This window comes from Enterococcus sp. DIV2453a, from assembly GCF_050533535.1.
Taxonomy (GTDB): domain Bacteria; phylum Bacillota; class Bacilli; order Lactobacillales; family Enterococcaceae; genus Enterococcus; species Enterococcus faecalis.
Genome location: NZ_CP172899.1, coordinates 2,719,264 through 2,731,662 on the forward strand (window position 1 = coordinate 2,719,264; position 12,399 = coordinate 2,731,662).

Genomic DNA, 12,399 nt, shown 5'->3' on the forward strand with positions numbered 1-12,399 from the left:
GCGTTTCAGGAACTACTTCACGATTCATTTATTATTACTTATTTTGTTACGATGTTGTCAACAACGATTTCAGTTGTGTCGCCTTTTTCAGCAGCGTTCACTAATTGTTGTGCGTAGTTGATGAATGAATGTGTGCTGTGTGTTGCACCAGTTACCACTTCAACACCTGCAGGTGAGCCGTCTTCTTCGCCCATTGCTTTAACAAATTCTTTGTTTAATGTTTCGATATATTCTTTTGGTCCAACGCCAGTAACGTCTTTCATTTTGCTTTCGTATTCAGTGTCATCTTTTTTAGATTTGCCGTCAGCGTTCACGTTATCGTAGTTAGATTCAGTTACTTTACCATCTTTCACAGTCATTGAGAATGTTGTGTGGTAGCCGTTTGAGTCATTTTTTTCTTTCAATGAGTACGTACCATCTTTCAATGTTGCCCCATTGTCGATTTCGATTGTGTCTGTGTTACCAGCTTGTGCTGCTTGGATTAATTGTTGTGCGTAGTTTTGGAATGATTCAGATGAATGAGTCGCACCAGTTACTACTTCCACACCGCTTGCGCTTTGTGCTTTAACAAAAGAATCGTTTAATTGTTTGATGTATTCTTTTGGTCCAACACCAGATTTTGCTTTCATGCTTTCTTCATACTTAGTGTCTTCTGTTTTAGATTTGCCGTCAGCATTGATGTTGTCATATTTAGATTCAGTGATTTTGCCGTCTTTTACAGTCATTTCAAAGACTGCACGGTAACCATTTTTTTCATTTTTTTCTTCTAATTTATACGTACCATCTTTTAAATCGCCACCGGCAACTTTTTTCGCTGGTGCTGATGATTCAGTTGATTTTTTCGTTTCTGAAGATGCTGCGCTAGAAGAGTTCGTTGTGTTGTCTTTCTTGTCTGCGCCACAGCCTGCTAATACTAAACTAAATAATGCAATTGCCGCAAAACCTTTAACAAATTTATTCACTTTCATTGATAGTCACCTTTTCTTTCATGATTTTCACAAACATTAAAAGTTTGTGATACATTACACATTATAATGGTTTTAAAAACGTTGTCAAGACCATCCCCTAAAAATATTTACATTTCGGTCTTTTTTTCATCAAAAACTCATCGTTGGAGTAAATTTGTTGACAATTAAAATTTATATTAGACAAATTCGTGAAATACTTATATAATGTTAGTCGATTGTGTACTTATTAATCATTATCACTATTTTACTACTTACAATATTAAGGAGCGGATTGTCAATGACAAAGCAAAATATTGTCGTTGTAGGTGCTGGGTATGCTGGCGTTTCAGCTACTAAATTTCTAGCAAAGAAATTTAAAAAAGATACGGACGTAACAATCACATTGATTGATCGCCATTCTTACCACACTATGATGACCGAATTGCATGAAGTAGCAGGCGGACGTGTTGAACCAGAAGCAATTCAATACGACTTACAACGTTTGTTCTCACGCAAGAAAAACGTAAAATTGGTAACAGATACTGTTACTGGGATCGACAAAGAAAACAAAGTTGTGAAAACTTTAGCAGGTTCTTATCCATTTGACCAGTTAATTCTGGGTATGGGTGGCGAACCAAACGACTTTGGAACACCAGGCGTGAAAGAAAATGGTTTCACCTTATGGTCATTTGATGATGCAGTGAAAATTCGTCATCACATTGAAGCAACCGTTGCTAAAGCAGCCATCGAACCAGATGCTGAAGTACGCAAAGCAATGTTAACATTCGTTGTCTGTGGTTCTGGTTTTACTGGGATCGAAATGGTCGGCGAATTAATCGACTGGAAAGATCGTTTAGCGAAAGATGCCAAAATTGATCCAGACGAAATTACATTAATGGTTGTTGAAGCAATGCCAACCATCTTAAACATGTTATCTCGTAACGATGCTGCCAAAGCAGAACGTTATCTAGAAAAGAAAAATGTTCAATTATTATTGAACTCACCAATCGTTGAAGTTGCAGCAGATCACATTAAATTAAAAGATGGTTCTGAAGTACCAACGCATACGTTAATCTGGACAGCTGGTGTGAAAGCAACTTCTGATGCCGCTGACTTTGGTTTAGAAGCAGCACGTGGTAGTCGTTTAGTTGCGAATGAATACATGCAAGCAAAAGGTTACGAAGACAAAAACATTTATATCATTGGTGACTTGGTTTATTACGAAGAAACACCAAACACACCAACTCCTCAAATCGTTCAAGCAGCTGAACAAACAGGTCATACTGCGGCTGCCAACATCGTTGCAGATATTAAAGGCGGCGAAAAACACGCCTTTAAAGGAAACTACCAAGGATTCATGGTTTCCATCGGCGCGAAATGGGGCGTTGCCAACTTATTCGATAAAATTCATTTGAGTGGTTTCTTAGCCATCATTATGAAACATATCGTTAACTTGAAATACTTCTTTGATATTCGTTCTGGTTACTACATGTTCCAATACATTATGCACGAAATCTTCCATATTAAAGATGATCGTTCTGTTGCTCGCGGACATACGTCTCGTTACGGCAATGTCTTGTGGAGTGTTCCGCTACGTGTCTTCTATGGTATGGTTTGGTTAGTCGAATCAATGAAGAAAATTGTCGGCAACGGCGATTACTTGAAACCAAGCACTTGGTTTGGTGATGGTTCTTGGTTCACAGATAAAGTCGTTTTCCCATTCCCTTGGTTACAAGAACAAGTAACAACAGGTGCTTCTCAAGCAACTGAAACAGCAACAACTGCTGCAAGTGGTGCGGCGGATGCGGCGGCAAGCGGTGGTGCCGATGCGGCAACACAAGCAGCGCACTTTGGTTTAAGCTACGCTTACGGCGAAACACCAATGCAAGTGTTTGATCACATGCCTAAATGGTTCGAAAGCGTAATGAAATTTATGATGCCAAACCAAGAAGTTGCTTTGTTCATGCAAAAATTCATGACAATCGTTGAAGTATGTATTGCTTTAGCATTGATTGCTGGTTTATTCACTTGGTTATCAAGTGCTGCTACAATTGGTTTAACAATTGCCTTCTGTTTATCTGGCATGTTCTATTGGGTAAATATCTGGTTTATCTTTGTCGCTTTTGCTTTGATGAACGGTTCAGGCCGTGCTGTCGGTTTAGACCGCTGGGTAATTCCATGGATTCAACGCAAACTTGGTAAAGCGTGGTATGGTACCCCGAAAGCTAGATACGGCGGTAAGTAAGCAATCGATAATCGATTGACAACTACGAGCAAAAGCTGAGACACATGTCTCCAGCTGACTATCATAGGATTTAGTATGTGGGACAGCAGTCAAGCATGACTTTTGTCCCACATATTTTCTTTTATATAATATGGTGGCTCAACTGAGGTCGGGACAGAATCGTTTAGCTCCGAGAACCAAGTAGGTACTGTTCAACATCTATTTGCTTTGCAAATAGTGTTTCTCAGCAATAAGAAGGAATTTCCGAAAATTGTCATAAAACACAACGAGGAAAGAGTTGATGTTGCATGATACCTACTCGGTGCTCTTTAATTTTTGGAGACCAAGTAGGTATTGTTCATCATCGAATCACTACGTTCTTCGTGATTCTCAACAATTTCGGCTTATTTCCGAAGGACCTTCAACTCTTAGAGCTTTAGCTCTTAGAAGTTGTTGAGATCGGAGCAACGCGTAGTGTTGGTTCTGTTCCCGCCGTTTATCAGTTTTTGAGCTTGGAACAAAAATTCAAAATAATTTTTGTTCCAAGCTCGTTCACTGTGTTATGATAGACAAGAAAAAAACACCAAAGGAGAGAGAAGAAAATGACGATTAAAGAATTCATTAAGAAAAGTCGCTTGAAAACATGGGACGTTATTATTATTGCTGTTTTAGTTCTTGGTTCTTTTCTGCCCCTTGTTGTTTTTGCCATGCAAAACCGTGGTCAAGAAGCGGCTACGTATCAAGCAGTCTTGAAAGTAGACAACAAAGTAATCAAAGTCTTTGACTTAAAAAAGGACGGCCCGCATTATACATATAAATACGAAGCAAAAGACGGTGATTACAACCTGATTGAAGTAGATGGTGATCGTATCCGCGTGAAGGAAGCCAACTGTGCTGACTTAGTGGATGTTCGGCGAGGCTGGATTTCCAAACCTGGTGAAACCCCGATTGCCTGTCTACCCCACAATTTGTTTATCACCGTGGAAGCTTCTGATGGGAGTGAAGACGGTAGCTTAATTTATTAAGCACGACAACTATGAGCAAATTACACAAGAATATTTATATTGCTATGCTCGTTGCCCAAGGGGTCATTATTGGTTTAATCGAAAATATGATTCCTTACCCTTTCGCATTTGCTCCTGGGGCAAAGCTCGGTCTAGCAAATTTAATTACTATTATTGCGATTTTCACCATGCGTAAGCGTGATAGTTTTTTCCTAGTCTGTTTACGTTTGATTTTAACGACATTACTGGGCGGTACACTTTCGACCTTTTTCTATAGTGCCAGTGGTGCCTTATTAAGTTATTTCGGCATGTTGCTTGTCAAGCAGCTGGGGCCAAAACGGGTCAGCATTATCGGGATTAGTGCCGTTGGTGGTTTCTTACACAACGTTGGTCAGTTGCTAACGACCTCTTTCTTTGCTCATTCGTGGGCGCCGATGCTGTACTTACCATTTCTATCTCTGTTTGGGTTACTTTCGGGGATTGCGATTGGGATTGCCGCTAATTATTTACTACAACATGTCCAGACGTTACGAAAATTCCAACTGAATTATGAACAAACAACGAAACATAAGTGGAGTCAATTTTTCTAATTGAAAACCTGTCCGCCACAATTAAAGGAGTCATCTTATGAATATACATCCTATGTGGAATACCTATCCTACGTTATCAAAAGAATTAACAACTACTCTTCGCTTGATGGAACAAGCGGTTCAAATCGATAATCAAGAGATTCAAGCTGCTGTCCATGACATGATTCATTCTGGCGGCAAATTGCTACGTCCAGCCTACCAACTGTTGTTCTCTTATTTTGGTGAACAGCGGGACCCTAAAAAGGCGACAGCGTTAGCGGCTTCCATTGAATTACTGCATACCGCCACGTTAGTTCACGACGATATTGTCGATGAAGCTGATACGCGTCGTGGCTTGCCAACATTGCGTTCGCGCTTTGGAAATAGCACAGCCGTGTATACAGGCGATTATCTTTTTGTTTGCTGTTTCAAGCTCTTATCTGATTATTCTTCTTCATTAAAAAGCATTCAATTAAATTCGCGTAGTATGGAAAAAGTCCTGACTGGTGAGCTTGGTCAAATGGACAATCGCTATAATTTCGAGGTAACGATTGACCAATATTTAAAAAATATTTCCGGGAAAACTGCGGAACTGTTTGCGCTAAGTTGTTTTGTCGGTGCCTATGAAAGTGGCACCTCCCAACGTTTTGCCAAACGTTGTGGTGAAATCGGCGAAAATATCGGACTGGCTTTTCAAATTATTGATGATATTTTGGACTATACACAAACTGCTGACGCTATCGGCAAACCCGTCTTAGAAGACGTACGTCAAGGCGTGTATTCTTTGCCCTTGATTTATGCACTTGAAGCCAATCGTGAAGTCTTGTTGCCACTTTTAATGAAAAAAGAAGCCTTGACCGATGAAGAAACACAGGAAATTTATCGTCTTGTCCATGAACTAGGTGGCGTAGAAAAGGCCCAACAATTAGCCACTCATTACACAGAAAAAGCGCTGAAAGAAATCAGCAAACTTCCTGAAACAAAGGCCCAAGCGAAAGAACAATTGTATGAAATTACACAAACGATTTTGACAAGAGAAAATTAAAAAAGCCGCTGGATCCTATTGAGGATTTAGCGGCTAGCTTTTTAGGTGATACCTTGGTATAATAAAAACGAAGAGAGCGTTTAAGACGGTAGCTGAATTAATTAGGAAATAAACCCGTCAATCTTCGCTAAAGGTTATGACGGGTTTATTTTTTGTCGTTTTTATTACTGATTTTGACAATTAATGTTGCGAAAGCAATCGCAAGCATCAATGCTTCAAAGACAGTCACTACTATTCCTTTCTAGGGAAAGAGCAAACAAGCAAAAACATTGGCAGTCCCCCTTTTTTGAGAAATTGCCACCGTCATAAACTTCCTACTTGTGTAGTATAACACATTTGTGCCTTCCTAGAATACGCTTTCTTTTTTATTTACTATTCGACTTTTCCGTTTCAACTTGCTATAATAAACACGAAGAGAGCGTACTAGATATACGCTCTCGGGTAGACCGTTTAAGACGGTAGCTTTAATTGTGGATAAATAAACCCGTCAATCTTCGCTAAAAGTTATGACGGGTTTATTTTTTGTCGTTTTTATTACTGATTTTGACAATTAATGTTGCGAAAGCAATCGCAAGCATCAATGCTTCAAAGACAGTCACTACTATTCCTTTCTAGGGAAAGAGCAAACAAGCAAAAACATTGGCAGTCCCCCTTTTTTTGAGAAATTGCCACCGTCATAAACTTCCTACTTGTGTAGTATAACACATTTGTACCTTCCTAGAATACGCTTACTTTTTTATTTACTATTCGACTTTTCCGTTTCAACTTGCTATAATAAACACGAAGAGAGCGTACTAGATATACGCTCTCGGGTAGACCGTTTAAGACGGTAGCTTGATTTTGATACGGAAATAAACCCGTCAATCTTCGCTAAAGGTTATGACGGGTTTATTTTTTGTCGTTTTTATTACTGATTTTGACAATTAATGTTGCGAAAGCAATCGCAAGCATCAATGCTTCAAAGACAGTCACTACTATTCCTTTCTAGGGAAAGAGCAAACAAGCAAAAACATTGGCAGTCCCCCTTTTTTTTGAGAAATTGCCACCGTCATAAACTTCCTACTTGTGTAGTATAACACATTTGTACCTTCCTAGAATACGCTTACTTTCCTGATTATTCAACAGCCGCTTTCTTTTGTAATAAAAATCGCGCACCGTTTACTGGGATAAAACGATTCAGCCAACTAAAATTTTTTAGACTAAACAGACCGACCATCTTTTTTGATGGTCGGTCTGTTTAGTCTATTGCTCCGCCCTTACTCCTTCTCCGACAATGCTCGCCAGACATCAAATGTTTGTTTTAAGCCTTGGACATTATGAACACGTAAAATTTCTACGCCTTGTTGTGCTGCATACAAGGAAGCAGCGGCTGAGCCAAAATCACGGTTGGCTGGTTCTGGTTCGTTCGTTAAAGCGCCGATGGTTCGTTTGCGAGAAACGCCGTATAGTAACGGATAATCTTGGTAGCGAAAGGCGTTAGGATCTTTTAACAGTTGAAGGTTTTCTGCGACAGTTTTATGAAAGCCAATCCCTGGATCGAAACAAATTTTTTCTAAGGAAAGCCCATATTTTTGGCATTGTTCAATTTTTTCTGTATAAAATTGGTGCAACTCTTCTTTTAAAGAAAGCGATTGGCGTTTTCTAGAATGCATAATCACAACTTGGACTTCAGGATATTGTGCGAGGACTTCTGCCATCCCCGGAGTGTCTAATCCTTTGATGTCATTAATCATTGTGGCGCCAGCTTGGATCGCGGCTTCTGCTACTTCGGGATAGTAGGTATCCACAGAAATCGGCGCTAGAGAAGTCTCACGTATTTTTTTTATTAATGGTAATACTCGGTCTACCTCAACTTGTGGAGAAACTTCTTCGTAGCCAGGACGTGTGGATTGGCCGCCAATGTCTAAAATATCGGCCCCCGCTTCTAGTAGATGAAGCGCATGTTGATAGGCCACGTCGACCGTTGTGTAGCTACCGCCATCAGAAAAAGAGTCGGGGGTCGTGTTGACAATCCCCATAATTTGGTAATTCTTTTTTAAATCAATCATTGTCACATTGCTCCTTTATCTGCTGAATCATCTTTCGTAAAGCCCGCATTCTAGGACTTATCTTCATTCGTTCACTCGTGGACAACTCCGCTAAGGTTTTGCCTCGATCTGGTAAATAAATAATCGGATCAAAGCCATAACCACCTGTACCGTGCGGTTCAACTAATTCACCAGTCAAAGTGGCTTCCGTTTGCAACAGTTTGTCGTCATCGAGTACATAGACCAACGTGGCTGATAAGGTTAACTCTCGAGTCGACTGTCGCCCTTCAAATAAGTGCAACAGTTCGCGGTTCTGTTCTTCCGGATTGGCTGAATGGAAAAAGCGGCTTGTATGAATACCTAATAAATCAGGAAAAGCAGTTAACGTTAAGCCGCCATCATCACCTAACACTGGGCGGCCAATTAATTGTTGGAAAAAGCGAGCTTTTAGATAAGCATTTTCAGCATACGTAGTGCCAGTTTCTGCAGGTTGTTCTTGACTGGTTGTATACTTTCGATAAGAGACAAGTTGAATAGCGGGGTCCTTAAGTCCTGATTGCATTTCTTTTAACTTACCTTGGTTATTCGTGCCAACAATGATTTCCATTTTCTAACGTATCTCCATTAAAAATTGATTTTTCCACTCTTGTTCTTTAAATAGTCCGGTAAATTGAAATGTTTTGGTGCTACTTTGTGGTGTTTTCACGCCGCGCATCGTCATACACATATGTTCCGCTTCAATGGCTACTGCAATGCCTTTGACGGGAATATTTTCTTGGAGTTTGCGGGCAATTGTCACTGTTAAATCTTCTTGAACTGTGGGACGTTTGGCACAATGTTCTACTAATCTTGGTAACTTGCTTAGTCCCAATACTTTGCCACCTTCTGGCAGATAAGCGACATGTACTTTTCCATAAAATGGCAATAAATGGTGTTCACACATTGAATAAAAGGCAATATCTTTTACTAAAACCATTTCGCCTTCATTTAAGCTATCAAATAATTTATAATCGTCAAATTCAGGTTCGGTTAATCCACTAAAAACTTCTGCATACATTTTAGCTACACGTTTGGGTGTATCAATGAGTCCTGACCGTTGAGTATCTTCCCCCACTGCTTCTAAGATTGTGGTAACTGCCTGCTCAATTTGCGCTTGTTTTTCCTGCTCCATCTCTACCATTCCTTTTCGCTTACTCGCACTTCTTCTTGATTGCCACTGCGCTGAATCCACGTAGCTATTGGCGTGCCCAATAATTGTTCCTCTGCGTAAACATCACTTAAGGGAATCAAAACAAATGACCGTTTTGTTAATTCTTGATGAGGAACTTGTAAGTGGGGCAACGCGACTGACTGTTCCCCTAATAATAAAATATCAATATCAATAATCCGCGGACCCCAGTGAATTAATTTTTTACGTTTCATTACTTGCTCAATCCCTTGGGTAACAGCCAATAACTCTTCAGCGGTATAGCTAGTATCAATTTTCAATACGGCGTTCAAAAAATCATCTTGGTCTGTATAGCCGTAAGGATCCGTTTCATAAAGTTTTGAAGAAGCCACGACCTGAATCTGCGGGTCTTCGTTTAAATAATTGCGGGCTTTCACTAAATTTGCGTATGGATCGCCGACGTTACTACCTAATGCTACATAGCCAATCATCTATACTTCTCGCTCCATTTCAATTTCAATATTGTCAAAAAGGCCGGGCATCGGCACACTATATTTTCTAATTTTAATGATAATTTTGTTCAATTGTTCTTGATAATCTGCGGAAATATCATCTAAAATAGCACTTGCTAAACCTTCGATTAAATCGTACGAGTGATTGTTTACTCGTTGGGCAATCAATTCATTCACTTCGGCATAATTGACGGTTTGGGTGACATCATCTGTTCGCCCTGCCTCGGCTAACGACAACTGCATTTCAAGGTCGATTTCTACTTGCTGCCCTAGACGTTTTTCTTCTGCCAAAACACCATTTTTTGTGAAAAATTTCAAGTTGTTAATTCTAATTTTATCCATCCTCTAACTCCCTACCCTCTGTTTTGCTGATTTTTTTAATCATAGCATATTTCTTGGAAAAGTCAGTAGTTAAAAGATGTTATTGTTTATTTAATAGCAATTATTTGCTTATCAACCACTAGTTGATTGAAACATATAGCGGAATAGACTACTCTAAAATCAAGGAGGTAACGAATAATGTTAATCCAAACTATTTTAAAAACACGGAGAATAAATAATCACTATACGCAAGAACAAATTGCCCAAAAATTACATGTCACTACACAAGCTGTTTCCAAATGGGAAACTGGACAATCCATCCCTTCAATTGATAATTTACTGATGCTTTCTGATTTATACAATATTTCTATTGATGAGCTAATCCAAGGTAGTCCTTATTTTAAAAAGCCCCAAGTTGTTGGAAAAATTTATAATCTAAAAAAAGGAATTTTATTTTGTATTGTTTGGACTTGTTTCTCTTTGCTACTTACTGGTTTTGGTTATCAACCTTTTTGGTTGTTTAGTGCAATCATATTTATCGGTCTACTTTTAGTTTTTCCAATCATCTTTTCAGATTATTGGATAATTAACCAACAAGATATTATGGTCCATCAATTCTCCAGAAACCCGATTCTGAAAATCATTGAATGCATAAAAAACAGTTCTACACAAATAAAAATTCCTTATTCTGAAATTGAATCCATAGAAATCATTTATACCAAAAAGATAAGAGCGTCCGCTTTTGATAGTAGTCCCGACTATTTTTACTTACTAGTCACCTATAATAATCAAACCACAAAGTTATATTTAGATATCTATGCCAAAAGATTTTTACCACAATTTATTGCGTTTTTGTCTCGACAAAGAATTACTATTATAGATAAATCTGAAATCATTGAATTACTCGTTTCTGATACTTCCTTATATCAACATTTTAATGAAAAAAATGTTGCAACTGATAATAGAAAATAGCTAATTTCATCACGTTTGTCAGCACCCAATTGGTTATAAATTGAATGAAATAACTCGTGTATTCAAAAAAGAGCGTTGCTAATGCAACGCTCTTTTTTGGGGTTATTAGCCTTTTATCGCATTGTTACAAATTCTTCTGAGCCTGTTGGATGAATCGCAACAGTATTATCAAAATCAGCTTTGGTCGCGCCCATTTTAATAGCGACTGCAAAGCCTTGTAGCATTTCGTCAACACCGATGCCGATGCCATGCAAACCGACAATTTTTTCTTCTTTACCGACACAGATTAATTTCATGTCGCATTTTTGACGGTATTCTCCTAAAGCGAAGTACATTGGCGTAAAGCTAGAGCGATAGATTTTCACTTGGTCTTCACCATATTCTTCAAGCGCTGCTTTTTCCGTTAAACCAATTGTCGCAACTGGTGGATGGGTAAAGACCACCGTTGGCACCAAGTTATAATCCAGATATAAATCGGTTTGTCCGTTAAATAAGCGTTCAGACAGGCGCCGACCAGCGGCAATCGCGACTGGCGTTAAGTCGATTTTCCCAATGACATCGCCGACTGCGTAGATGCCATTTTGTGTGGTATTTTGGAATTTATCTACTTTGACGTAGCCTTTTTCATCAAGAGCTACTTTCGTATTTTCTAAGCCTAATTGATCCGTGTTCGGCTGACGGCCTGTCCCGAAAATCACGGCATCTGTCGTGATTGATTCACCATTTTCAAATGTAATAACATACTCATTCTGCGCCGTTTTTTCAATTTTAGCTGGTGTTGCATTCGGATGAATTTGCATGCCCATTTCTTGATAGCGTTCTACGACTTTTTCAGAAAGCATGTCATCAAAGCTTCGTAATGGTCGTTCATGACGGAAGGCCCAATGTGTTTCTGCGCCTAAGCCATGTAAGGTTCCTGCTAATTCGGCTGCGATGTAACCCGCACCGACAAAGACCACTCGTTTTGGCATTTCTTCTAACGCAAAGAAGCCGTTTGAATCTAAGGCATATTCTTCTCCTGGAATACCTAGTTTTTTCGGACGACCACCTGTCGCGATTAAAATGTGCGGCGCCGTATATTCTGTCCCATTGACTTCAATTGTTTGCTCCCCAGTAAACGTAGCGTAACCATGGATACGTTCAATGTTGTTACTGTCTAAACCACGATTATACGCACCATGTAAGAAGTCGATATATTTTTCACGATTTTCAACTAATTGTTTAAAGCTAAAATTTTTGATTTCAACATCAAACCCATAGCCTGCTGTGTCTCTTTCCATCATTTCCATCATGCTGCTGGCTTGCCACATGACTTTTTTAGGCACACAACCAACGTTGACACAGGTCCCACCAATTTCGTTGCCCTCAATTAAAAGGACGTTGGCTCCGTGCATTCCTGCGCGGTTAGCAGAAGCAATCCCGCCACTACCGCCACCAATAACAATATAATCATAGGTTTTCATTTATTCTGGCTCCCTTTCAATTTGAACTTTCTCCCTTATTATCGCAAAAAATAGCAAAAAAAGACAGTCGTATTACTTACTTTTGTTTAGTTTTCTGCTGCTTCTGTTTTATTGATTCGTTCCGTAAAAGCACTGGGGGAAAGGAAT

12 protein-coding genes are annotated in these 12,399 nt (G+C 39.3%); 5 read left to right on the top strand and 7 right to left on the bottom strand.

The window, feature by feature from the left end:
* Nucleotides 1-38 precede the first annotated feature (38 nt).
* Nucleotides 39-968, bottom strand: a complete 930-nt coding sequence (pplA, locus tag IGK03_RS13135; protein ID WP_002367507.1) for an extracellular electron transfer flavoprotein PplA — start codon at nucleotides 966-968, stop codon at nucleotides 39-41.
* Nucleotides 969-1,245: 277 nt separating this feature from the next.
* Here pplA and IGK03_RS13140 point away from each other — a divergent pair, with 277 nt between their 5' ends.
* The 4 genes from IGK03_RS13140 (at nucleotide 1,246) to IGK03_RS13155 (ending at nucleotide 5,789) form a co-directional block, all read left to right on the top strand.
* Nucleotides 1,246-3,192, top strand: coding sequence for an NAD(P)/FAD-dependent oxidoreductase (locus IGK03_RS13140; protein WP_002354747.1), 1,947 nt, complete (start codon nucleotides 1,246-1,248; stop codon nucleotides 3,190-3,192).
* Nucleotides 3,193-3,773: 581 nt separating this feature from the next.
* Complete coding sequence (locus IGK03_RS13145; protein ID WP_002358956.1) at nucleotides 3,774-4,196, top strand: NusG domain II-containing protein; 423 nt, start codon at nucleotides 3,774-3,776, stop codon at nucleotides 4,194-4,196.
* An 11-nt stretch (nucleotides 4,197-4,207) separates the two neighbouring features.
* Nucleotides 4,208-4,765, top strand: coding sequence for a Gx transporter family protein (locus IGK03_RS13150; RefSeq protein ID WP_002354743.1), 558 nt, complete (start codon nucleotides 4,208-4,210; stop codon nucleotides 4,763-4,765).
* A 37-nt stretch (nucleotides 4,766-4,802) separates the two neighbouring features.
* The gene (locus IGK03_RS13155) at nucleotides 4,803-5,789 is read left to right on the top strand and encodes a polyprenyl synthetase family protein (protein ID WP_002358954.1); all 987 of its coding nucleotides are present in this window, start codon (nucleotides 4,803-4,805) and stop codon (nucleotides 5,787-5,789) included.
* A 1,256-nt stretch (nucleotides 5,790-7,045) separates the two neighbouring features.
* On the opposite strand, the gene folP is transcribed toward IGK03_RS13155, so the two are convergent.
* The 5 genes from folP to folB are packed head-to-tail and all read right to left on the bottom strand — an operon-like array spanning nucleotide 7,046 to nucleotide 9,838.
* Complete coding sequence (gene folP, locus IGK03_RS13160; RefSeq protein WP_049095924.1) at nucleotides 7,046-7,837, bottom strand: dihydropteroate synthase; 792 nt, start codon at nucleotides 7,835-7,837, stop codon at nucleotides 7,046-7,048.
* The gene (locus tag IGK03_RS13165; RefSeq protein WP_010713670.1) at nucleotides 7,830-8,423 is read right to left on the bottom strand and encodes a non-canonical purine NTP pyrophosphatase; all 594 of its coding nucleotides are present in this window, start codon (nucleotides 8,421-8,423) and stop codon (nucleotides 7,830-7,832) included. The genes folP and IGK03_RS13165 overlap by 8 nt, the downstream gene beginning before the upstream one ends.
* Nucleotides 8,424-8,426: 3 nt before the next feature.
* Complete coding sequence (gene folE / locus IGK03_RS13170) at nucleotides 8,427-8,996, bottom strand: GTP cyclohydrolase I FolE (RefSeq protein WP_002381007.1); 570 nt, start codon at nucleotides 8,994-8,996, stop codon at nucleotides 8,427-8,429.
* The gene (gene folK / locus IGK03_RS13175) at nucleotides 8,990-9,475 is read right to left on the bottom strand and encodes a 2-amino-4-hydroxy-6-hydroxymethyldihydropteridine diphosphokinase (RefSeq protein WP_002410681.1); all 486 of its coding nucleotides are present in this window, start codon (nucleotides 9,473-9,475) and stop codon (nucleotides 8,990-8,992) included. Before folK ends, folE begins: the two co-directional genes overlap by 7 nt.
* A complete protein-coding gene (gene folB, locus IGK03_RS13180) occupies nucleotides 9,476-9,838 on the bottom strand; it encodes a dihydroneopterin aldolase (protein ID WP_002354733.1) in 363 nt (120 codons plus the stop codon).
* Between the two features lie 177 nt (nucleotides 9,839-10,015).
* On the opposite strand from folB, the gene IGK03_RS13185 reads away from it, so the two are divergent.
* Nucleotides 10,016-10,789, top strand: coding sequence for a helix-turn-helix domain-containing protein (locus IGK03_RS13185; RefSeq protein WP_016617644.1), 774 nt, complete (start codon nucleotides 10,016-10,018; stop codon nucleotides 10,787-10,789).
* Between the two features lie 113 nt (nucleotides 10,790-10,902).
* Here the strand turns inward: IGK03_RS13185 and gor are convergent, their stop codons facing one another.
* Nucleotides 10,903-12,252: a glutathione-disulfide reductase gene (gene gor / locus IGK03_RS13190; protein WP_002354732.1), complete on the bottom strand. Its 1,350-nt coding sequence runs from the start codon at nucleotides 12,250-12,252 to the stop codon at nucleotides 10,903-10,905.
* Between the last annotated feature and the right edge of the window lie 147 nt (nucleotides 12,253-12,399).

Bases quoted from the DNA above. Each gene is read 5' to 3' on its own strand.
- pplA (WP_002367507.1), bottom strand. From the start codon at position 968: ATGAAAGTGAATAAATTTGTTAAAGGTTTTGCGGCAATTGCATTATTT.
- gor (WP_002354732.1), bottom strand. From the start codon at position 12,252: ATGAAAACCTATGATTATATTGTTATTGGTGGCGGTAGTGGCGGGATT.
- IGK03_RS13145 (WP_002358956.1), top strand. From the start codon at position 3,774: ATGACGATTAAAGAATTCATTAAGAAAAGTCGCTTGAAAACATGGGAC.
- IGK03_RS13155 (WP_002358954.1), top strand. From the start codon at position 4,803: ATGAATATACATCCTATGTGGAATACCTATCCTACGTTATCAAAAGAA.
- IGK03_RS13185 (WP_016617644.1), top strand. From the start codon at position 10,016: ATGTTAATCCAAACTATTTTAAAAACACGGAGAATAAATAATCACTAT.
- IGK03_RS13150 (WP_002354743.1), top strand. From the start codon at position 4,208: ATGAGCAAATTACACAAGAATATTTATATTGCTATGCTCGTTGCCCAA.
- folB (WP_002354733.1), bottom strand. From the start codon at position 9,838: ATGGATAAAATTAGAATTAACAACTTGAAATTTTTCACAAAAAATGGT.
- IGK03_RS13140 (WP_002354747.1), top strand. From the start codon at position 1,246: ATGACAAAGCAAAATATTGTCGTTGTAGGTGCTGGGTATGCTGGCGTT.
- folK (WP_002410681.1), bottom strand. From the start codon at position 9,475: ATGATTGGCTATGTAGCATTAGGTAGTAACGTCGGCGATCCATACGCA.
- IGK03_RS13165 (WP_010713670.1), bottom strand. From the start codon at position 8,423: ATGGAAATCATTGTTGGCACGAATAACCAAGGTAAGTTAAAAGAAATG.
- folP (WP_049095924.1), bottom strand. From the start codon at position 7,837: ATGATTGATTTAAAAAAGAATTACCAAATTATGGGGATTGTCAACACG.
- folE (WP_002381007.1), bottom strand. From the start codon at position 8,996: ATGGTAGAGATGGAGCAGGAAAAACAAGCGCAAATTGAGCAGGCAGTT.